This is a genomic window from Streptomyces sp. NBC_00083 (assembly GCF_026343295.1).
In the GTDB taxonomy this organism is placed as follows: Bacteria; Actinomycetota; Actinomycetes; order Streptomycetales; family Streptomycetaceae; genus Streptomyces.
The window spans coordinates 1,376,107-1,398,483 of the sequence record NZ_JAPELY010000002.1 but is presented as its reverse complement, the minus strand read 5'-3'; the positions used below and the strand labels follow the sequence as shown (position 1 = coordinate 1,398,483).

14 protein-coding genes are annotated in these 22,377 nt (G+C 71.1%); 3 read left to right on the top strand and 11 right to left on the bottom strand.

Features of this window, described 5'->3' with window-relative positions; all coding sequences use genetic code 11:
* On the bottom strand, window positions 1-870 hold the full coding sequence (locus OOJ98_RS22630) for an AraC family transcriptional regulator (protein ID WP_267056758.1): 870 nt from the start codon (window positions 868-870) through the stop codon (window positions 1-3).
* A 56-nt stretch (window positions 871-926) separates the two neighbouring features.
* On the opposite strand from OOJ98_RS22630, the gene OOJ98_RS22625 reads away from it, so the two are divergent.
* The 3 genes from OOJ98_RS22625 (at window position 927) to OOJ98_RS22615 (ending at window position 7,384) form a co-directional block, all read left to right on the top strand.
* The gene (locus tag OOJ98_RS22625; RefSeq protein WP_267056757.1) at window positions 927-5,552 is read left to right on the top strand and encodes an ATP-dependent helicase; all 4,626 of its coding nucleotides are present in this window, start codon (window positions 927-929) and stop codon (window positions 5,550-5,552) included.
* Window positions 5,553-5,772: 220 nt separating this feature from the next.
* Entirely contained in the window at window positions 5,773-6,540 is a 768-nt protein-coding gene (locus tag OOJ98_RS22620; protein ID WP_267056756.1) for an Fpg/Nei family DNA glycosylase, read from the top strand.
* 79 nt (window positions 6,541-6,619) lie between these two features.
* A complete protein-coding gene (locus OOJ98_RS22615; RefSeq protein WP_267056755.1) occupies window positions 6,620-7,384 on the top strand; it encodes an SDR family NAD(P)-dependent oxidoreductase in 765 nt (254 codons plus the stop codon).
* Here OOJ98_RS22615 and OOJ98_RS22610 read toward each other — a convergent pair.
* The 10 genes from OOJ98_RS22610 to OOJ98_RS22565 all read right to left on the bottom strand — a co-directional run bounded on the left by OOJ98_RS22610 (window position 7,332) and on the right by OOJ98_RS22565 (window position 22,186).
* Complete coding sequence (locus tag OOJ98_RS22610; protein WP_267057059.1) at window positions 7,332-7,589, bottom strand: hypothetical protein; 258 nt, start codon at window positions 7,587-7,589, stop codon at window positions 7,332-7,334. The two genes, OOJ98_RS22615 and OOJ98_RS22610, sit on opposite strands and share 53 nt — an antisense overlap.
* A gap of 207 nt (window positions 7,590-7,796) precedes the next feature.
* Window positions 7,797-8,267 (bottom strand): Dps family protein, encoded by a 471-nt coding sequence (locus tag OOJ98_RS22605; RefSeq protein ID WP_267056754.1) that lies wholly within the window; start codon window positions 8,265-8,267, stop codon window positions 7,797-7,799.
* A gap of 226 nt (window positions 8,268-8,493) precedes the next feature.
* Window positions 8,494-8,883, bottom strand: coding sequence for a helix-turn-helix domain-containing protein (locus OOJ98_RS22600; RefSeq protein WP_053726410.1), 390 nt, complete (start codon window positions 8,881-8,883; stop codon window positions 8,494-8,496).
* A 109-nt stretch (window positions 8,884-8,992) separates the two neighbouring features.
* Window positions 8,993-9,502 carry a CinA family protein gene (locus tag OOJ98_RS22595; protein WP_267056753.1) on the bottom strand — a complete coding sequence of 170 codons (510 nt, stop codon included), beginning with the start codon at window positions 9,500-9,502 and terminating at the stop codon, window positions 8,993-8,995.
* Window positions 9,499-10,167 (bottom strand): CDP-diacylglycerol--glycerol-3-phosphate 3-phosphatidyltransferase, encoded by a 669-nt coding sequence (pgsA, locus tag OOJ98_RS22590; protein WP_267056752.1) that lies wholly within the window; start codon window positions 10,165-10,167, stop codon window positions 9,499-9,501. The genes OOJ98_RS22595 and pgsA overlap by 4 nt, the downstream gene beginning before the upstream one ends.
* On the bottom strand, window positions 10,164-11,633 hold the full coding sequence (gene rimO / locus OOJ98_RS22585) for a 30S ribosomal protein S12 methylthiotransferase RimO (protein ID WP_267056751.1): 1,470 nt from the start codon (window positions 11,631-11,633) through the stop codon (window positions 10,164-10,166). The genes pgsA and rimO overlap by 4 nt, the downstream gene beginning before the upstream one ends.
* Before the next feature lie 82 nt (window positions 11,634-11,715).
* On the bottom strand, window positions 11,716-12,531 hold the full coding sequence (locus OOJ98_RS22580) for a helix-turn-helix domain-containing protein (protein WP_267057058.1): 816 nt from the start codon (window positions 12,529-12,531) through the stop codon (window positions 11,716-11,718).
* A gap of 348 nt (window positions 12,532-12,879) precedes the next feature.
* Complete coding sequence (locus OOJ98_RS22575; RefSeq protein ID WP_267056750.1) at window positions 12,880-15,645, bottom strand: DNA translocase FtsK; 2,766 nt, start codon at window positions 15,643-15,645, stop codon at window positions 12,880-12,882.
* 121 nt (window positions 15,646-15,766) lie between these two features.
* Window positions 15,767-16,441 carry a two-component system response regulator gene (locus OOJ98_RS22570; RefSeq protein WP_267056749.1) on the bottom strand — a complete coding sequence of 225 codons (675 nt, stop codon included), beginning with the start codon at window positions 16,439-16,441 and terminating at the stop codon, window positions 15,767-15,769.
* 246 nt (window positions 16,442-16,687) lie between these two features.
* Window positions 16,688-22,186, bottom strand: coding sequence for a HAMP domain-containing protein (locus tag OOJ98_RS22565; RefSeq protein ID WP_267056748.1), 5,499 nt, complete (start codon window positions 22,184-22,186; stop codon window positions 16,688-16,690).
* Window positions 22,187-22,377: the final 191 nt, after the last annotated feature.

Here is a 22,377-nt window from a genome sequence, read left to right as displayed (position 1 = left end):
TTAGAAGAGGGCGGTGCCGTCGTTCTTGTACGTTCTTGCGCGCTCGCGGCGGTAGGCGCCCGGTGTGACGCCCACGATGCGGGTGAAGTGGCGGTTGAGGTGGGGCTGGTCGGAGAAGCCGACGGCGAGGGCGGTGTCGGCGGGCGTGGTCCCGTCGTCCAGGAGGAGGCGGGCGCGGCGTACGCGTTCCCCGGTCAGCCAGGTGTGCGGCGGGAGCCCGTATTCGGCTTTGAAGGCGCGCAGCAGCGCGAAGGGGCTGGTGCCGAGCTCTGTGGCGAGTTGTTCGAGGGAGGGCGGCGCGGTGAGGCGTTGTTCGAGGAGGAGGCGGGCGGTGGTGGCGGCGGTGGTGCCGGCCGAGCGGGGGGTGCGTGGGGGCAGGGCGTGGCCGTGGCGGCGCAGGAGCCGGGCGACGGCGGTGCGGAACACGGTGTCGGCGGCGAGCGCGTTGCCGTGTTCGGCGGCGCGGTGCACTTCCTGGATGAGCAGGGCGGTGTCGGGGTCCTCGACGATGGTTTCGGCGAATCCGGGGGTGCCGCGCAGGGTGGTGGTCTCCGCGGCGATGTCGGTGATGAGGCGGGTCGAGGGGTAGAGCGTGGCGTAGGTCCAGCCTTCGGGGGTGCCCGCGTGCGCGGCGTGCGGGACCTCGGGGTTGATCATGACGACGGTGCCGGGGAGTGCTCTGATCGTTCCGCCGGGCAGGACGACGTCTTCGATGCCGCCTCGTACGGCGCCGAACACGAACCCTTCGTGGGAGTGGCGGGGGAAGGCGTGGCGTACGTATCGGGCGCGGAGCAGGTCGAGGCCGGGCAGTTCGGCGTGCTGCCAGTGCCGTGCCCATTCCTCGGCTTCGTCCGCGGCGACTTTGTCCACACCGTCATTTTCGCAGCTCCGGGCGGTTGTCAGTGGCGGGGTGCACGATGGGGACCATGGCACGGACAGCGCTGGATTCGTTCTCGCCCGCGACGCGCGGCTGGTTCTCGGGGGCTTTCACCGCGCCCACCGCGGCGCAGGAGGGCGCCTGGAGGGCGATCGGGGAGGGTTCGGACGTCCTGGTGGTGGCGCCGACGGGTTCGGGCAAGACGCTCGCCGCTTTCCTCGCCGCGCTGGACCGGCTGGCGGCCGCTCCCGCGCCTGCCGAGGCGAAGAAGCGGTGCCGGGTGCTGTATGTGTCTCCGCTGAAGGCGCTCGCGGTCGATGTGGAGCGCAATCTGCGGTCGCCGTTGACGGGGATCCGGCAGGAGTCGGTGCGTCTGGGGCTGCCGGAGCCGGAGGTCCGGGTCGGCATCCGTTCGGGTGATACGCCGCAGGCGGAGCGGCGTGCGCTGGTCACGCGGCCGCCGGACATTCTGATCACGACGCCGGAGTCGTTGTTCTTGATGCTGACGTCCGCGGCGCGGGAGGCGCTGGCGGGTGTCGAGACGGTGATCCTGGACGAGGTGCACGCGGTGGCGGGCACCAAGCGGGGTGCTCATCTGGCGTTGTCGTTGGAGCGGTTGGACGCGCTGCTCGCGAGGCCGGCGCGGCGGATCGGCCTGTCGGCGACGGTGCGTCCGGTGGACGAGGTGGCGCGGTATCTGTCGCCGCAGCGCAAGGTGGAGATCGTGCAGCCGGCGTCGGCCAAGGAGTTCGACCTGTCGGTGGTGGTGCCGGTGGAGGATCTGGGTGAGCTGGCGGGCTCCCCGGCGGCCGACGCCGGGGAGGGGGCGGAGAAGCCGTCGATCTGGCCGCACGTGGAGGAGCGCATCGTCGACCTGGTGCAGGCGCACCGTTCGACGATCGTGTTCGCCAACTCGCGTCGTCTGGCGGAGCGTCTGTGCAACCGGCTCAATGAGATCGCCTACGAGCGGGCCGTGGGTGAGCCGTTGCCGGAGGCGCATTCCCCGGCGGATCTGATGGGCGGTTCGGGTGCGGCGACGGGCGCGCCGGCGCTGCTCGCCAAGGCGCACCACGGTTCGGTCTCCAAGGAGCAGCGGGCCGTCGTCGAGGAGGACTTGAAGGCGGGCCGGATTCCGGCGGTGGTCGCCACGTCCAGTCTTGAGCTGGGTATCGACATGGGTGCGGTGGATCTGGTGGTGCAGGTCGAGTCGCCGCCGTCGGTGGCGTCGGGGCTGCAAAGGGTGGGGCGTGCGGGCCATCAGGTGGGTGCGGTGTCCACGGGGGTGGTCTTCCCGAAGTACCGGGGCGATCTGGTGCAGTCGGCGGTGGTGACGGAGCGGATGCGGTCGGGGGAGATCGAGTCGCTGCGTGTTCCGTCCAATCCGCTGGATGTGCTGGCTCAGCAGCTGGTCGCGATGACGGCGCTCGACACGTGGCAGGTGGATGATCTGCTGGCGCTGGTGCGGCGGGCCGCGCCGTTCGCGGCGCTCCCGGAGTCGGCGTTCACGGCGGTCCTGGACATGCTGGCGGGCCGCTATCCCTCGGACGCGTTCGCGGAGCTGCGTCCGCGCGTGGTGTGGGACCGGGTGGGGGGCACGGTCACGGGCCGCCCCGGTGCGCAGCGCCTCGCGGTCACGTCGGGCGGCACCATTCCCGACCGGGGCCTGTTCGGGGTGTTCCTCGCGGGGGCGGATCCGAAGAAGGGCGGTGGCCGGGTCGGGGAGCTCGACGAGGAGATGGTGTACGAGTCGCGGGTGGGTGATGTCTTCACGCTGGGCACCACGTCGTGGCGGATCGAGGACATCACGCGTGACCGGGTGCTGGTGTCGCCGGCGCCCGGGGTGCCGGGCCGGCTGCCGTTCTGGAAGGGCGATCAGCTGGGCCGTCCTCTCGAACTGGGCCGTGCGCTGGGCGCGTTCCTGCGTGAGGTCGGCTCGATGGCGCCCGACGACGCGAGGGTGCGTCTTTCGGGTGCGGGGCTCGACGCGTGGGCGGCGGACAATGTGATCGGCTATCTCGACGAGCAGCGCCGTGCCTGCGGTCACATTCCCGACGACCGTACGATCCTGGTGGAGCGGTTCCGGGACGAGCTGGGTGACTGGCGGGTCGTCATCCACTCCCCGTTCGGTGCGCAGGTCCACGCGCCGTGGGCGCTGGCGCTGGGTGCCCGGCTGGCCGAGCGGTACGGCATGGACGCGCAGGTGATGCACGCGGACGACGGCATCGTGCTGCGGTTGCCGGACGCCGACATGATGGGCCTCGACCTCCTCGATCAGGATCCGGCCCGCCTGGATGCGACGTACGACAGTGAGCAGGCGCCGGTGGGGGCCGCGGACACCGTGTTCGACAAGGGGGAGATCGAGCAGATCGTCACCGAGCAGGTGGGGAGTTCGGCGCTGTTCGCGTCCCGGTTCCGTGAGTGTGCCGCGCGGGCCCTGCTGTTGCCGCGGCGCAGTCCCGGCAAGCGGACGCCGTTGTGGCAGCAGCGGCAGCGGGCGGCTCAACTGCTGCAGGTGGCGAGCGAGTTCGGGTCGTTCCCGATCGTCCTGGAGGCGGTCCGGGAGTGTCTTCAGGACGTGTTCGACGTGCCCGGTCTGACCGAGCTGATGGGTGATCTGGAAGCGCGCAGGGTGCGCCTGGTGGAGGTCACCACACCGGAGCCGTCGCCGTTCGCCCGTTCTCTTCTGTTCGGTTATGTGGCGCAGTTTCTGTATGAGGGTGATTCGCCGCTGGCGGAGCGGCGGGCCGCCGCGCTGTCTCTCGATTCGCGTCTGCTGTCCGAGCTGCTGGGCCAGGCGGAGCTGCGTGAGCTGCTCGACGCGGATGTCCTGGCCGAGTTGGAGCAGGAGCTGCAGTGGCTCACGGAGGACCGGCGGATCAAGGACGGTGAGGGTGTCGCCGATCTGCTGCGGGTCCTCGGGCCGCTCACGGACGCCGAGTTGGCGACCCGGGGTGCCGAGCCCGGCTGGGCGCCGGAGCTGGAGGCGGCGCGCCGCGCGGTGCGGGTGCGGATCGCGGGGACCGAGCACTGGGCGGCGATCGAGGACGCGGGGCGGCTGCGGGACGCGCTGGGCACGGCGCTGCCGGTGGGGGTGCCCGAGGCGTTCACCGAGCCGGTGAAGGACCCTCTGGGTGACCTGCTGTCGCGGTACGCGCGGACACACGGCCCGTTCACGTCGGCCCTCGCCGCGGCCCGGTTCGGGCTGGGAGCGGCGGTCACGGACGGCGCGTTGCAGCGGCTCGCGGCGTCGGGGCGGGTCGTGCAGGGCGAGTTCCATCCGGCGGGCATCGGGCAGGAGTGGTGCGATGCGACGATCCTGCGCAGGCTGCGGCGCCGTTCCCTGGCGGCGCTCCGTCAGGAGCTGGAGCCGGTGCCGCCCGCGGCCCTCGCCAGTTTCCTCCCGCCGTGGCAGCACCTGGGGGGCAGTGCCCTGCGGGGCATCGACGGGTTGGCTCGGGCGGTGGAGCAGTTGCAGGGGGCGGCGGTGCCGGCGTCCGCTCTGGAGAAGCTGATCCTGCCGTCGCGGGTGGCCGACTACAGTGCGGCCCTGCTGGACGAGCTGACGACCACGGGTGAGGTCGTGTGGGCGGGGTCGGGCGCGCTGCCCGGCAAGGACGGCTGGATCTCCCTGTATCTCGCCGACACGGCGCCCCTCCTGCTGCCGCCGGCCCATCCGCTGGAGCTGACGGCGCTCCACGAGTCGGTGCTGAGCGCGCTGGCGCCCGGCTACGGCCTGTTCTTCCGTCAGCTCGCCGACCAGGTCCGCGCCACGACGCACCCGGCGGCGAGCGATCCTCAACTCGCCGACGCGATCTGGGACTTGGCGTGGTCGGGGCGGCTCACCAACGACACCCTCGCGCCGTTGCGCTCGGTGCTGGGTTCGGGGCGTACCGCCGGATCGACCGCGCACCGCGCCAAGCGTCCGGTGCCGCGCGGCCGGTACGGCACGCTGGCCTCCGCCGCCCGCACGGCGTCGCGTACGGGACCGCCGACGGTGTCGGGCCGCTGGTCGCTGCTGCCGGCCCGCGAGCCGGACCCGACGCACCGCGCCCATGCGCTGGCCCGCGCCCTGCTGGACCGGCACGGCGTGGTCACCCGGGGCGCGGTGCAGGCCGAGGGGGTGGAGGGCGGCTTCTCGGCGACGTACCGGATCCTCGCCGCGTTCGAGGACAGCGGTCAGGCCCGGCGGGGGTACGTGGTCGAGGGGCTCGGCGCGGCCCAGTTCGCGATGGACGGCGCGGTGGACCGGCTGCGGGCGGCCGCCACCGCCCGGGACCGGGGCAGTGACGCGCAGAGCGCCCCGCAGGCGATCGTCCTGGCGGCGGCGGATCCGGCCAACGCGTACGGCGCGGCGCTGCCCTGGCCGGAGCCGCCGGGCGGCGCCGGGCACAAGCCGGGCCGCAAGGCGGGCTCCGTCGTCGTCCTGGTCGACGGGGAGCTGGTGCTGTATCTGGAGCGTGGCGGCAAGTCGCTGCTGGCGTGGGCCGGCGAGCCGGACGATCCGGCGCTGACCGCGGCGGCGGGATCCCTCGCGGGGGCGGCCCGCGCCGGGCGTCTGGGCACCATCACGGTGGAACGCGCGAACGGCGACCCGGCCCTGACCGCCCCGCTCGCCCGCACCCTGGAGGCAGCGGGCTTCGTCGCCACCCCGAAGGGCCTACGCCTGAGACCGTGACCCGCCCCGCCCCGCCCGGCCGCCCCGGGGCAGCGAGCCGCGCCCCCACCCGGGGCAGCGAGCCGCGCGCTCCCGCCCCTCGGCACACGGTGGACGCCCCGCCGCCGGGCAACCGGCACAGGACACCCCTCGCCGCACGGCAACCGCACACAGCACCCCTCGCCGCACGGCACCCCGCACAGTCGACGCATCGCCGAAGGCAACCCGGCACAATTGACCCATGCCCGAAGGTGACACCGTCTACCAGGCCGCGAAGCGGTTGCACGCCGCGCTGGCCGGTCAGGTCCTCACCCGTTCCGACCTGCGGGTTCCCCGGTTCGCCACGGCGGATCTGACCGGGCGGAGCGTGCTCGATGTCACGCCGCGCGGCAAGCATCTCCTGACGCGGATCGAGGGCGGCCTCACCCTGCACTCCCACTTGCGGATGGACGGGTCCTGGCGGATCTTCGCGCCGGGTGAGCGCTGGAACGGCGGCCCCGCGTTCCAGATCCGGGCGATCCTGGGGAACGCGGAGCACACGGCGGTCGGCTACCGGCTGCCCGTGCTCGAACTGCTCCGCACCGCGGACGAGGCAGCGGCGGTCGGTCATCTCGGGCCCGATCTGCTCGGCCCCGACTGGGACGCGGACGTGGCGCTGCGCAACCTCCTCAGGGATCCCGCGCGCCCCGTGGGTGAGGCCCTGCTCGACCAGCGCAATCTGGCCGGGGTGGGCAATGTGTTCAAGTCGGAGATCTGCTTCGCGCTGCGCGTGGTGCCGTGGCTGGCGGTCGGTGAGGTGCCCGCGCCCGAGCGTCTCGTGGCCGTCGCGAAGCAGCTCCTGGAGGCCAACAAGGACCGGCCGGTGCGCCAGAAGTACCTCTACGGCCGGGCCGGGAGGCCGTGTCCGCGCTGCCGCACCCCGATCCGTACCGCGGCGCAACGCGACCCGTCCGGCCGCGAGCGCCCCACCTACTGGTGCCCCAAGTGCCAGCCCGCCCCCGCCCTTTGACGCCTTCGCCGCGCGGCCCCTCCGCCCGTACCCCGCACGCTTATTGACGGGTCGTCAGATCCGGACGTACCGTCCCGGCATGGCTCTCACGGCGTACGACCTCGGTGATCGCGCGGCCTTCGTCACGGGGGCGGCCAGTGGGATCGGGCGGGCCGGCGCGCTGCTGCTCGCGGAGGCCGGTGCCGTGGTGCACTGTGCGGACCGCGACGAGGTGGGGCTCGACGAGACCCGGGCACTGATCACGAAGGCGGGCGGCACCGCGTACGTCCACCCGCTGGACGTCGCGGACCGGGCGCAGGTCAAGGCCGCCCTGGCCGCCGCCGGGCCGGTCCATGTCGTGGCCGCGATCGCCGGTGTCATGCACACGAGTTCGGTCCTGGACACCGACGACGTCGACCTGGACCGGGTGCTCGCCGTCAATTTCCGCGGTGTGCTGCACACCTGCCAGGAAGCGGCCCGGACGATGATCGCGCACGGCATCCGGGGGTCTCTCGTCACCATGGCGTCGGGGGCCGTGGACTCCGCGCGGCCGGGCCTGTTCTGCTACAGCGTCTCCAAGGCGGCGGTGGTACAGCTCACCAAGACGCTCGCCTCCGAGCTCGGCCCGTACGGGATCCGCGTCAACGCGGTGGCTCCCGGCTGGGTCCGCACCCCGATGACCGACCAGCACGCCTCCGCGCAGCAGGAGCAGATCGAGTCGATGATGATGCGGCTCTCCCCGCTCGGCACGCTCGGCCGCCCCGAGGACGTCGCGCACGCCGTGCTGCACCTCGCGGCGGACGCCTCGTCGTTCACGACGGGCCAGATCCTGCGTCCGAACGGTGGCGTCGCCATGCCCTGGTAGGGCGTGGTTCCTGGCCGGAGCGCGGCCGTGGCCCTGAGGTGGCGGGCAGGGCCGTCACATGCACCGGCAGCAGGCTCAGCCCCCAGCCGCCGGCGACCATCGCGCCCTCGACGAACCCGGTCTGCCCGGGTATCAGCAGCAGACGCAGCACGGCCCACCACCACAGCGCCGCGACCGCCAGCGCGGGCACCCAACGCACCATCACCGTCATGGGCCGCCTCCTCGGGCTCCTCGGGCCGACGCTAGACCGCCGGCCGGCCCGCCGGGAGGGCGCACCGGGTGCAGGCCCGGCGCGCTCCACGTCTCCCACGCTTCACTGCGGACATCCCCGCCCCCGCACGGTGCGCTCCCGCCCGTGCGTGCGGCGCCCGTGCCTCGGCGCGGTGCGCTCGATTCAGCCGGCTCAGACGGCTCAGACGGTCTCGGCCTGGAACATCCAGGCGTGCTTCTCCAGGTCGGCGGTGAGGCCGATGAGGATGTCCTGGGTGATCGGGTCGGGCTCGTCGGTCGCCGCGATGCGCTCGCGCATCCGGCCGATGACCACGCCGAGGGCGTCCACGAGGACCTTCACGGCGTCGGTGTCCTTGATCCAGCCTTCCGGCACGGTGGTGATCGCGCTGGACTTCGCCACCGTCACGGCCCGCCCGTCGGGGCTGACGCCGATGGCGGAGGCCCGTTCGGCGACGGTGTCGGAGTGGAGCCGCGCGGTGGTGACGACCTCGTCGAGCTGGAGGTGGACGGAGCGGAAGCGGGGGCCGACCACGTTCCAGTGGACCTGCTTGGCGACGAGCGACAGGTCGACGAGATCCACCAGCGCCCCCTGCAGAGCGTCCCCGACCACCTTGAGGTCGGTGTCGGACAGCGGGCTCTTGATGTAGGACATGCTTTTCCTCCACGTGGACGGGACGCACTCGGACAGAACGCCCGCGACACCACGCACAAGGGGGAACACTCGTACGGAACATCCGGACGTTTGCACGATCTCCTACCACCCTGCCACAGAAGCCCCGAAGGGGGCGCGGTGGGACAAGCGACCGGAAAGGGCTGAGCCCCGCCGGTCACCGTAGGACCTGCGGGGCTCAGTACAAGCCTGTGCGCGTACCTGGGGGTCAGGCCGCGACGACGTCCACCGCTTCCGCGGGCGCCTTGATCGTCACCCGCTCGGTCGGCACACCAGTCACCGACGTCACGGAGATCGAATTGAGCATCGGACGTACCGGCGCACGCACCGGCACCGGATCACTCGCTGCCGCAGAGGCAGCGAGCTCGGCGAGTGCCAGCTCGTCGCTCACTTCTCGCATGAGCTCGGACATCCGTACGTCAAGCGCGTCGCAGATGGCGGAGAGCAGCTCGGAGGATGCCTCCTTCTGCCCCCGCTCCACCTCGGAGAGATAGCCGAGTGAGACTCGGGCGGACGAGGAGACTTCGCGCAGAGTACGGCCCTGGCGCTGGCGCTGCCGACGCAGCACGTCACCCAGCAGGCGACGGAGCAGAATCATCGGTGGCTCCCTCCTCGGACCGCGTAGCCGCATCCTTCACGCCCCACCGTACCGCCTCGCGCCGCGGCCGTGCGGGGAGCGATGTCGTGTTCACTCAGGGCTGCAAACATCAAATCCCCCCGTTCTGTTCCGTATCCTGTGCCCGCCCAGCCTTGCGGAGTTCACTGGAGAGCAGTTCGAGCACGCTGCGTACACTCTCCCTACGGATTTCCGCCCGGTCGCCGTTCAACCGCAATGCGACAGTTTTTGTCGCGCCCGCCGGGCCAACGGCCGAAACGTATACGGTGCCGACCGGTTGGCCGTCCTGTGGTTCGGGTCCGGCGACCCCCGTCGTCGCGATGCCCCAGCTGGCGCCGAGCGCCTCGCGTACCCCCGCCGCCATCTGCAGCGCGACGTCGGGATCGACCGCTCCGCGCTCGTCCAGGAGGGTCCCGTCGACACCCAGGACGTGGCGCTTGAGCGCGGTGGCGTACGCCGTCACGGAGCCGCGGAAGGCGTGTGAGGCTCCCGGCACCGAGGTCAGCTCGGCCGCCACCAGACCGCCCGTCAGGGACTCCGCGACCGCGAGCGTCTGTTCACGCTCCGTGAGCAGACGGAGCACCTCGGCCGCTTCGCTCACGACACCGGCCCCGCGTCGGCGCGCTGCGCGGCGAGCCCCTGGCGCCTCAGCACGATCGCCTGGCGCACGTAGTCGAGGCCCGTGACCACCGTGAGCACCACGGCGAGCGCCATCACCCAGAACCGCAGGGTCGCCAGCGGGCCGGTGAGGGCGAGGACGTACATGCCGGTCGCGGTGCCCTGCGCGAGGGTCTTGAGCTTGCCGCCCCGGCTGGCCGGAATCACTCCGTGCCGGATGACCCAGAAACGCATGAGCGTGATGCCCAGTTCCCGGAAGAGGATGACGCCCGTGACCCACCAGGGCAGATCACCGAGGAGGGAGAGGCAGATCAGCGCCGCCCCCATGATCGCCTTGTCGGCGATCGGGTCGGCGATCTTCCCGAAGTCGGTGACGAGGTTGTACGTGCGCGCCAGATGGCCGTCGAAGATGTCCGTGATCATGGCGACGGCGAAGGCCGCCCACGCCCACGCCCGCATCCCCGGGTCGTATCCGCCGTCCGCGAGCAGCAGCATCACGAAGCCCGGCACGAGCACGAGCCGGATCATGGTGAGGATGTTGGCGATGTTCCAGAGGCTGGCCTGGTTGACGGCCGCAGCACCCAGCTTGCCGCCGGGCGCCGGCGCACGGCCGGTACCGCCCGCCGTCGACGCCGGGACTCCGGTCATCTGCCCGCCTCCTCAGCCCCGCCAACCAACTCGACCACGAGGTCGACACCTTCGGTAGCGACGACCTTGGCCTCGACGATACGGCCGGGCGCAAGTCCCGCGCTCTCAGTGAAGATCACTTGGCCGTCGGTCTCGGGTGCCTGGTGCTCGGCGCGGCCGACCGCGCCGTCCTCGTCGTCGATGCTCTCGACCAGGACGCGCACCGTGTCGCCGATGCGCTCCTCGGCGCGCTGCGCGGTGAGCTCCTCGGCGAGGCGCGACAGGTGGGCCAGGCGCGCGGCGATGGTGTCGTCGTCGAGCTTGTTCTCGTAGCCGAGCGCTTCGGTGCCCTCCTCGTCGGAGTAGCCGAAGACGCCGATGGCATCGAGGCGGGCCGCGGTGAGGAAGCGTTCCAGCTCCTTGAAGTCCTCCTCGGTCTCGCCGGGGAAGCCCACGATGAAGTTGGAGCGGACGCCGGCGGTGGGGGCCTTGGCGCGGATCGTGTCGAGCAGTTCGAGGAACCGGTCGGTGTCGCCGAAGCGGCGCATGGCGCGCAGCACGGCGGGCGCGGAGTGCTGGAAGGAGAGGTCGAAGTAGGGCACGACCTTGTCGGTCGAGGTGAGGACGTCGATGAGGCCGGGCCGCATCTCGGCGGGCTGGAGGTAGCTGACGCGGACCCGCTCGATGCCGTCGACCTCGGCGAGCTCGGGCAGCAGGGTCTCCAGGAGCCGGATGTCGCCGAGGTCCTTGCCGTAGGAGGTGTTGTTCTCGGAGACCAGCATGACCTCCTTGACGCCCTGCTCGGCCAGCCAGCGCGTCTCGCCGAGCACGTCGCTGGGGCGGCGCGAGATGAACGAGCCGCGGAAGGAGGGGATGGCGCAGAACGAGCAGCGCCGGTCGCAGCCGGAGGCCAGCTTCACGGAGGCGACGGGGCTGGTGTCGAGCCGGCGGCGCAGCGGGGCGCGCGGACCGGAGGCGGGGGCGAGGCCTTCGGGGAGGTCCTCGGGCGGGGTGTCCTGCGCGTGTCCGGGCAGCGCCACGTCGGGGGCGGCCTGGCGCTCGGCGGGGCTGATGGGGAGCAGCTTGCGCCGGTCACGGGGGGTGTGCGAGGCGTGGATGCCGCCGTTGAGGATGGTCTGGAGGCGGTCGGAGATGTCGGCGTAGTCGTCGAAGCCGAGGACGCCGTCGGCCTCGGGGAGCGCCTCGGCGAGGTCCTTGCCGTACCGCTCGGCCATGCAGCCGACCGCGACGACGGCCTGAGTGCGGCCGTGGTCCTTCAGATCGTTGGCTTCGAGGAGGGCGTCGACGGAGTCCTTCTTGGCGGCTTCGACGAATCCACAGGTGTTGACGACGGCGACGTCCGCGTCCGATGCGTCCTCGACGAGCTCCCAGCCGTCCGCTGCCAAGCGGCCTGCGAGCTCCTCCGAGTCCACCTCGTTACGGGCGCAGCCAAGAGTGACAAGGGCGACGGTGCGGCGTTCGGGCATGGTCTCAAGACTACTTTGTCCTGGCCCACGCCCCCGCCGCGAGGGTCGTGGGTCCCTCCGCGGGGGGTCGTGGGCCCCGGGATCAGCCGACCTGGGGGTCGCCCTTGGTGTAGCTGAGGCGCTCGACCTGGCCGTCGTCGAACTTGCTGTCGATCTTCTTGCCGTTGACGTAGAGCTCGATCGCTCCGGCGTTTCCGAGGATCAGGTCGACCTTCTCGGCGTCCTGGAACGTCTGGGCGTCGCCCTTCTGCAGCAGGCCGTCGAAGAGCAGCTTGCCGGTGTGGTCCTTGGCCGAGATCCAGCTCTTGTCGTTGATCGCGGTGACCTTGACGGTGACCTTGTCGGCGGGGACGGCCGCGATCGCGCTGTCGGAGGGCGTCGGGGTGGGCTTGGGGGCGGGCTTGGACGGGGTGGGGTTCGCCGCCGGCTTGCTGGGCTTCTGCTGGGCGGGGCCCTCGGCGACGGAGGAGTGGCTCTTTCCCTTGTCGTTGCCGCTGAACATGGTGAAGCCGACGAAGCCGACGACCACGACGATCGCGGCGACCATGGCGGCGGTCCAGTTGGGGCGCCGGGGCTCGGGGCGGATGCGTTCCGCGTCGAACAGGGGCGCGGCGGGCGTGGGCGCGGGGCGGCCGCCGTGATCGTCGTCGTACTGGGCGACCAGCGGGCCGGGGTCGAGGCCGACGGCCTGGGCGAACGTGCGGATGTGGCCGCGGGCGTACACATCGCCGCCGCAGCGCGAGAAGTCGTCCTGTTCGATCGCGTGCACGATGGGGATGCGCACCCGGGTGGAGGAGCTGACCTCGTCGACGGTCAGTCCCGCGGCGATGCGGGCCTGCTGGAGGGCGCGACCGATCGAGGGCCCGTCGTTCTTGATCGCCGGCTCGTCGTCTTCGATCGAAGGCCGGTCGTCTTCGGGAGAGTTGCCGATGGACACGGGGGCGCCTTTCGAGCGTGAGCCACCTGCTGGATGTTCAGTCTAGGGGGGGTACGAAAGCGTGGGGCAACCGGGAGCGCGGACTTTGTACGCCATCGGTATGGCCGGTGCCCCCTGACAGCGGGGCGCCGACCACGTGTGCTTCCACGTCTCCCTCAACTTGACGTACGGCCAGGGGAAACGGTTGCCCGGTCATCCCGTACGAGTGCTGTTTGGGCCGGCCGACCGGGTCGCCGCGGTCCGGCCCGGCCGGTACGCGGTGCCCTGGGTCTTCGCCCGGGTCGTCGCCCGGGTCTTCGCCGCGCACACTCAGGGAGCCTCCCCCCGGATCACGGCGAGCACTCCATCGAGTTCGTCCGGCTTGACCAGGACGTCGCGGGCCTTGGAGCCCTCGCTGGGTCCGACGATGCTCCGCGACTCCATCAGGTCCATGAGCCGGCCGGCCTTGGCGAAGCCGACGCGGAGCTTGCGCTGGAGCATCGACGTGGAGCCGAACTGCGTGGAGACCACCAGCTCGGCGGCCTGACACAGCAGGTCCAGGTCGTCGCCGATCTCCTCGTCGATCTCCTTCTTCTGCTTGGTGCCGACGGTGACGTCGTCCCGGAAGACGGGCGCCATCTGGTCCTTGCAGTGCTGGACGACGGCCTGGATCTCGTCCTCGGTGACGAAGGCGCCCTGGAGCCGGGTCGGCTTGTTCGCGCCCATCGGCAGGAACAGGCCGTCGCCCTTGCCGATGAGCTTCTCGGCGCCGGGCTGGTCGAGGATGACGCGGCTGTCGGCGAGCGACGACGTCGCGAAGGCGAGCCGTGAGGGCACGTTGGCCTTGATCAGGCCGGTGACGACGTCGACGGAGGGCCGCTGGGTGGCGAGCACCAGATGGATGCCGGCGGCGCGGGCCAACTGGGTGATGCGGACGATCGCGTCCTCCACGTCGCGGGGCGCGACCATCATCAGGTCGGCGAGCTCGTCGACGATCACCAGGAGGTACGGGTACGGCGTCAGCTCGCGCTCGCTGCCCTCGGGCAGTTTCACCTTGCCGTTGCGGATGGCCTCGTTGAAGTCGTCGATGTGCCGGAAGCCGAACGCCGCGAGGTCGTCGTAGCGCAGGTCCATCTCGCGCACGACCCACTGGAGCGCCTCGGCGGCCCGCTTCGGGTTGGTGATGATCGGCGTGATGAGGTGCGGAATGCCCTCGTACGCCGTCAGCTCCACCCGCTTGGGGTCGACGAGCACCATGCGGACGTCCTCGGGGGTGGCCCGCACCATCACGGAGGTGATGAGGCAGTTGATGCAGGACGACTTTCCGGAACCGGTGGCTCCGGCGACCAGGACGTGGGGCATCTTGGCGAGGTTGGCCATGACGTAGCCGCCCTCGACGTCCTTGCCGAGCGCCACCAGCATGGGGTGGTCGTCCTCGGCGGCGTCCGCGAGGCGCAGCACGTCGCCCAGGTTGACCATTTCGCGGTCGGTGTTGGGGATCTCGATGCCGACGGCGGACTTGCCGGGGATGGGCGAGATGATCCGCACGTCGGGGCTGGCGACCGCGTACGCGATGTTCTTGGCGAGGGCGGTGATGCGCTCGACCTTGACGGCCGGGCCGAGTTCGACCTCGTACCGGGTGACCGTCGGGCCGCGGGTGAAGCCGGTGACGCTGGCGTCGACCTTGAACTCCATGAAGACGTTCTGCAGCGAGGCGACGACGGCGTCGTTGGCGGCGCTGCGGGTCTTGCCGGGGCCGCCCTTCTCCAGGAGGTCGAGCGAGGGCAGCGCGTAGGTGATGTCGCCGGCGAGCTGGAGCTGTTCGGCGCGCGACGGCAGCGGCGCGGTGCTCTCGCGGGGTGCCTTCGTCAGGTCGGGCACGACGGGGGGCGCGCCCGGTGTGGCCTTCGGCGCCGGGCCGGGGGTCCTGGTCCCGGGCTGTGCGGCGCGTGCGGTCGGCAGTGGGGTCGCGGGGGTGGCTTCGGGGTCGCGGTCGGTGGAGACGCCCTGGGTGAGGTCGGCGACGACGGGCGAGGGCGGCAGCCCGTTCATGACGGCGCCGTCGAGGGCGGCGGCCGCGGCGGCGGCCACGTCGACCGGGTCGAGCCCGTTCTCGAAGGCCGGCTGTACGGAGCCGCGGCGCGGCTTGCGGCGCCGCGAGAGGGCCTCGTGTTCGGCGTGCTCGGGGTCGTGCTCGAAGGCGGTGGCGGGGCGGCGCCGGGCGCGCGGGGCGGGTTCGGCCTCGCGCCACTCGTCGTCGTACGCCTCCTCGTCGGCGAGTTCGCCGGGGAGGGGTTCGAGGACGCCGAGCTTGACGCCGAGCAGCCGCAGCCGCTGCGGGATGGCGTTGACCGGGGTCGCGGTGACCACGAGGAGGCCGAACACGGTGAGCAGCACGAGCATGGGGACGGCGAGGACGTCGCCGAGGGTGAATTCGAGGGGCTTGGAGGAGGCCCAGCCGATGAGGCCGCCCGCGTCCTGCATGGCGTCGGTACCGGCGTCGCGGCCGGGTGAGCCGCACGCGATGTGGACCTGGCCGAGCACGCCGAGGACGAGCGCGGACAGGCCGATGACGATCCGCCCGTTGGCCTCGGGCTTCTCGGGATAGAGGATGAGCCGGATCGCGATGGCGCCGAGCAGCAACGGCACCACCACGTCGAGGCGGCCGAACGCGCCGGTGACGAGCATCTGCACGAGGTCGCCGACGGGGCCGCGCAGGTTGGACCAGGTACCGGCGGCGACGATCAGGGCGATGCCGAGCAGGAGCAGGGCCACGCCGTCCTTGCGGTGGGCGGGGTCGAGTCCCTTGGCGCCGCGTCCTATGCCGCGGAACACCGCGCCCACGCCGTGGGCCGCGCCGAGCCAGACCGCGCGCACGAGCCGGTAGAGGCCACCGGTCGGGGACGGGGCCGCCTTGGGTGCGGGCCTGGGGGCCGCCGCCTTCTTGGCGGGCGCCCTCTTGGCGGCGGTCTTCTTCGCGGGCGCCTTGGGGGCCGCGGCTTTCTTCGCGGGCGCGGCCTTCGCCGGGGTACGGCCGGTGCGCTTCGCGGTGCCCGCCGTGCCCTGGGAACCCTTGCCGGACGTACGTGAGGCCATGGTGCTGAGGTTACCTGGGTCGGCGGCGGTGGACACGTGTGCCTACGCCTTCACCCGTCCGTGTCGTACGCCGTAACGGTGCTGACGCCGCGTCAACCGGACGCGGCGTCAGGCGGGGCCTTCAGTTCTGCGACGGCAGGGTGGGCGCGCCGCCGGTGCCGGGCTCCAGGGCGTCCAACGCGCGCCGCAGGCCGGTGAGCTTGCGCTCCAGGTGGGCGGCGGTGGCGACCGCCGCGGCGTCGGCGGATTCGTCGTCGAGCTGCTTGGAGAGCGCCTCGGCCTGTTCCTCAACTGCCGCGAGCCGTGCGGACAGTTCGGCGAGCAGGCCCGCGGACTCCTTGGCGGCGCCGCCCTGCGAGCCGCCCTCCAGCTGGAGCCGCAGCAGTGCCGCCTGCTCCCGCAGCTGGCAGTTCTTCATGTACAGCTCGACGAAGACCGACACCTTGGCGCGCAGCACCCAGGGGTCGAACGGCTTCGAGATGTAGTCCACGGCGCCCGCCGCGTACCCCCGGAAGGTGTGGTGGGGGCCGTGGTTGATGGCCGTGAGGAAGATGATCGGGATGTCCCGCGTCCGCTCACGCCGCTTGATGTGTGCCGCGGTCTCGAACCCGTCCATTCCGGGCATCTGGACGTCCAGCAGAATGACCGCGAAATCGTCCGTAAGCAGCGCTTTGAGCGCTTCCTCCCCTGACGATGCCCGCACCAGTGTCTGATCGAGCGCAGAGAGGATGGCCTCCAGCGCCAGCAGATTCTCCGGCCGGTCATCGACCAGGAGGATCTTGGCCTTCTGCACCATGGCCCGTCCTCCTCGCCCCGGCAGTGCACCGGGCGCCGCCCCAGGGGACGACTCCCTTGCGTCGCCCGTCCTTGTGCCGGTCATGGTAGCCGCACCCCGCCTGTCGCCACACCCTGTCACCGCGATGTCACTGTGCACGTAGCAGAAACGTAGTGGGAGACCAGAAGGTTCCCCGAATACCGCCCCCTCACACGCCTTCGGCCACGGTCAGTCAGCACGGGCCCGGAATCCGGGCCCGTGCGACGGTCACTTCCCCCGCATCCACTGCTCCATCACGGAGAGCAGATGGTCGGGGTCGACCGGCTTGGTGACGTAGTCGGACGCGCCCGATTCGATGGCCTTCTCGCGGTCCCCCTTCATCGCCTTCGCGGTGAGCGCGACGATCGGCAGACCGGCGAACTGCGGCATCCTGCGGATCGCCGTCGTCGTCGCGTAGCCGTCCATCTCCGGCATCATGATGTCCATCAGGACGACCGCGGTGTCCTCGTGCTGTTCGAGGACCTCGATGCCCTCCCGCCCGTTCTCCGCGTAGAGCACCGAAAGCCCGTGCTGTTCGAGGACGCTGGTGAGCGCGAAGACGTTGCGTACGTCGTCGTCGACGATGAGCACCTTCTCGCCCGTGAAGTGGAAGCTCCGCGCGGGCGCCCGCTCCGGTTCGGCCGAAGCCCAGTCCTCGTCGGCGTCGGCCTGCCGGCCCTGCGGGGCGGCCTCCTGCCTGCTCGCCGCTTCGAGTGCCTTGCGGCGCCGCCGGAACAGCCCCGCCGTGCCGGGCTGGGAGGCCTCGGCCGTGCCGCGCTGCCCGCTGTGGTGCTGCGTCACGTCGGAGTGCCCGGCGTCGAGGGCGAACCCGGCGGCGCCCTCCATGGAGCCGGGGGCCAGCTGCGGGTAGCCCTGCGGCGGCAACTCGCTGAGGTGCAGCGGGAGGTAGAGCGTGAAGGTGGAGCCGCGGCCCGGCTCGCTCGCCGCGTGGATCTCGCCGCCGAGCAGCCGGGCGATCTCGCGGCTGATGGACAGGCCGAGGCCCGTTCCGCCGTACTTGCGGCTCGTGGTGCCGTCCGCCTGCTTGAACGCCTCGAAGATGACCCGCATCTTGCCGGCGGCGATGCCGATGCCGGTGTCGGTGACCGAGAACGCGATCAGGCCGGCGTCCGCGTCGCGCAGCGAGCCCGCCTCCAGGAGCTGCTCGCGGATGGCGTGCGGGACGTCGGTGCCGGCCGGGCGGATCACCAGCTCCACGGCGCCGCTGTCGGTGAACTTCACCGCGTTGGACAGCAGGTTGCGCAGCACCTGGAGCAGGCGCTGCTCGTCGGTGTGGAGCGTGGCGGGCAGCTCGGGCGAGACCCGTACCGAGAAGTCGAGGCCCTTCTCCGCGGTCAGCGGGCGGAAGGTGGCCTCCACGTAGTCGACGAGCTGGACCAGGGCGATCCGGGTCGGCGACACGTCCATCTTGCCGGCCTCGACCTTGGACAGGTCGAGGATGTCGTTGATCAGCTGGAGCAGGTCGGATCCGGCCCCGTGGATCGTTTCGGCGAACTCGACCTGCTTGGGCGAGAGGTTGCCCTCCGCGTTGTCGGCGAGCAACTTGGCGAGGATCAGCAGGGAGTTGAGCGGGGTGCGCAGCTCGTGCGACATGTTCGCGAGGAACTCGGACTTGTAGCGCATGGAGACGGCGAGCTGTTCGGCGCGCTCCTCCAGGACCTGCCGGGCCTCCTCGATCTCGGTGTTCTTCACCTCGATGTCGCGGTTCTGCTGGGCGAGCAGCTCGGCCTTCTCCTCCAGTTCGGCGTTGGAGGCCTGGAGCGCGCTCTGCCGGTTCTCCAACTCCGCGGAGCGCTCGCGCAGTTGCTCGGTGAGCTCCTGCGACTGCTTGAGCAGCACCTCGGTCTTGGAGTTGACGGAGATGGTGTTGACGCTGGTCGCGATCATCTCGGCGATCTGGTTGAGGAAGTCCTTCTGGATGTGCGTGAACGGCTGGAACGAGGCCAGTTCGATCACTCCGAGCACCTTGCCCTCGAAGAGCACCGGCAGCACGATCACATGGGCGGGCGGTGCCTCGCCGAGGCCCGAGGAGATCCGCAGGTAGCCCGGCGGCACGTTCTCCACGAGGATGGTGCGTTTCTCCTCGGCGGCCGTGCCGATGAGGGTCTCGCCGGGCCGGAAGGAGGTCGGCATCGAGCCGGCCGAGTAGCCGTAACTCCCGCGCATCCGCAGCTCGTACGAGGTGTCACGGTCGGCGCCGACCTCGGTGGCGCCGCCCGTGTGCATCGCCAGGAAGAACGCGCCGTGCTGGGCGGAGACGACCGGCGTCAGCTCGGTCATGATCAGCGACGCCACGTCGTCGAGGTCGCGGCGGCCCTGCATCAGACCGGAGATGCGGGCCAGGTTGCCCTTGAGCCAGTCCTGCTCCTTGTTGGCGACGGTCGTGTCCCGCAGGTTGGCGATCATCGTGTTGATGTTGTCCTGGAGGGCCTGGATCTCGCCCGCGGCGTCCACGTCGATCTTCAGGTTGAGGTCGCCGCGAGTCACCGCGGTCGCGACGGCGGCGATCGCGCGGACCTGCCGGGTCAGGTTCCCGGCCATCTCGTTCACCGATTCGGTGAGGTCGCGCCAGGTGCCGTCCACGTCACGCACCCGGGCGTGGCCGCCCAACTGGCCCTCGGTGCCCACCTCGCGGGCGACCCGGGTGACTTCCTGGCCGAACGAGGAGAGCTGGTCGACCATCGTGTTGATGGTGTTCTTCAGCTCCTGGATCTCGCCCCGCGCATCGATGTCGATCTTCTTGGTGAGGTCGCCCTGCGCGATGGCGGTGGTGACGGTGGCGATCTGGCGCACCTGGCCGGTGAGGTTGTCGGCCATCGAGTTCACCGACTCGGTGAGGTCCTTCCAGGTGCCCGAGACGCCGGGCACGCGGGCCTGGCCGCCCAGGATGCCGTCGGTGCCCACCTCGCGGGCCACCTTGGTGACCTGTTCGGCGAAGGAGGACAGCGTCGTCACCATGGTGTTGACGGTGTCGGCGAGTTCGGCGACCTCGCCGCGCGCCTCGACCGTCACCTTCTTGGTGAGGTCTCCGTTGGCGACCGCCGCGGAGACCCGGGAGATGTTGCGGACCTGGGTCGTCAGGTTCGCGGCCATCAGATTGACGTTGTCGCTGAGGTCCTTCCAGATGCCGGTGACACCGCGCACCCGGGCCTGACCGCCGAGGATGCCCTCCGTGCCCACCTCACGGGCGACGCGGGTGACCTCGTCGGCGAAGTTCGACAGCTGGTCGACCATGGTGTTGACCGTCGTGACCAGCTCAAGGATCTCGCCCTTGGAGTCGACGGTGATCTTCTTGGAGAGGTCGCCCTCGGCGACCGCCGTCGTCACCTCGGCGATGTTGCGCACCTGGGACGTCAGGTTGTTCGCCATGAAGTTGACGGACTGGGTGAGGTCCTTCCAGGTGCCGGAGACGCCCTGCACCTCGGCCTGGCCGCCCAGGATGCCCTCGGTGCCCACCTCGCGGGCGACCCGGGTGACCTGCTCGGCGAAGTTGGAGAGCTGGTCGACCATCGTGTTGAGCGTGTTCTTGAGCTCCAGGATCTCGCCGCGGGCGTCCACGTCGATCTTCTGCGAGAGATCACCGCGGGCGACCGCCGTGGCGACCTGCGCGATGTTGCGGACCTGGGCGGTGAGGTTGCCGGCCATGCCGTTCACGGAGTCCGTCAGGTCGCGCCACACACCGGCGACGCCGGGCACCTGGGCCTGCCCGCCGAGCCGTCCGTCGGTGCCGACCTCGCGGGCGACGCGGGTGACCTGCTCGGCGAAGGCGGAGAGCTGGTCGACCATCGTGTTGATGGTGTTCTTCAGTTCCAGCATCTCGCCGCGGGCGTCCACGTCGATCTTCTGCGACAGGTCGCCGCGGGCCACCGCCGTCGTCACCTGCGCGATCTGACGCACCTGCGACGTCAGGTTGCCGGCCATGAAGTTGACGGAGTCGGTGAGTTCCTTCCAGGTGCCGGAGACGCCGTCGACCCGGGCCTGACCGCCGAGGCGGCCCTCGGTGCCCACGTCCCGCGCCATCCGCGTGACCTGGTCGGCGAAGGACGACAGCTGCGCCACCATCGTGTTGACGGTGTTCTTCAGCTCCAGCATCTCGCCGGCCACGTCCACGGTGACCTTCTGGGAGAGGTCGCCGTTGGCGACCGCCGTCGTCACCTGCGCGATGTCGCGTACCTGACCGGTCAGGTTGCGGAAGGCGGTGTTGACGGAGTCGGTGAGGTCCTTCCACGTGCCGGCGGCGCCGGGCACCTCGGCCTGCCCGCCGAGCCGTCCCTCGATGCCGACCTCACGCGCGACGCGGGTGACCTCGGAACCGAACGACTGGAGCTGGTCGACCATCGTGTTGACGGTGTTCTTCAGCTCCAGCATCTCGCCGGCCACATCGACGGTGACCTTCTGCGTCATGTCACCGCTGGCGACCGCGGTCGTCACCTGCGCGATGTCGCGCACCTGGGTCGTCAGATTGCGGAAGACGGTGTTGACGGAGTCGGTGAGGTCCTTCCACGTGCCGGCCGCGCCGGGCACCTGCGCCTGCCCGCCGAGCAGCCCCTCCGCGCCGACCTCGTTGGCGACTCGGGTGACCTCGTCCGCGAAGGTGCGCAGCGTCTCGGTCATCTGGTTGATGGTCTCGGCGAGCTGCGCGACCTCGCCGCGCGCGTTGACCGTGACCTTCTGCGAGAGGTCGCCGCTGGCCACCGCCGTGGTCACCTGGGCGATGCCGCGGACCTGGGCGGTCAGGTTGGTCGCCATCACGTTGACGGAGTCGGTGAGGTCCTTCCACACCCCGGCCACGCCCGGCACCTGCGCCTGGCCGCCGAGCTCGCCCTCGGTGCCGACCTCGCGGGCGACGCGGGTCACCTCCGAGGAGAAGGAGGACAGCTGGTCGACCATCGTGTTGACGGTGTTCTTCAGCTGGAGCATCTCGCCGGCCACGTGCACCGTGACCTTGCGCGAGAGATCACCCTTGGCGACGGCGGTGGTGACGAGAGCAATATCACGTACCTGGGCCGTCAGCCGGTACGCCATCGTGTTGACGGAATCCGTCAGATCCTTCCAGGAACCTGACATTCCGCGCACCTGGGCCTGACCGCCGAGCTTGCCCTCGGTGCCGACTTCGAGGGCGACCCGGGTCACCTCGTCGGTGAAGGCGGAGAGCTGGTCGACCAGGTTGTTCACGGTCCGGCCGACCTTGAGGAACTCCCCGCGCAGCGGCCGCTCGGTGCCGTCGCTGCCGTGGGACCGCAGGTCCATCCGCTGCTCCAGGTCGCCCTCGGCCACCGCCGAGAGGACCCGGCCGACCTCGGAGACCGGGCGCGCGAGGTCGTCCACCAGTGCGTTGGAGGCGTCGATGGCGGCTGCCCAGGAGCCCTCGCAGGCGCCGTTCTCCAGGCGCTCGGTCAGCTTGCCCTCGCGCCCCACCATCCTGCGCACCCGGGCGATCTCGCCGGTCAGGTGCAGGTTGCGGTCCGCGACCTCGTTGAAGACGGCCGCGATCTCCGCCATCACCCCGTCGCCGGAGACCGTCAGGCGTTTGCGGAAGTTTCCGTCCCGCATCGACGCGAGCGCGGCCAGGAGCCGCTGCAACGCCGCCGTGTCCACCTCGGTCGTGCCGCCACTCCCCCGGTGCTTGTTCCGGGCCTGTTGAGTCCGGGGCTGATCGTCTTTCGCGCGCGTGCTTACGCCCCGCGCCGCTGCGCCAGACTCCACCGTGTCCCTCCCGCAAGGGTTGACCGCACTACCCGGGCTGTCTCCGGAAGCATGCCCAGTGTTTCACCATGGCCGAACCAGGCCATAACAGTTCGGCAGCTTCGCATATCCGTCCCCGCCCACGGAGGGCGGAAACACTGGTGACCGGCATCCGCTCGGACCGCGAAGGTAAGTAACCTGGCTCCCGGCTG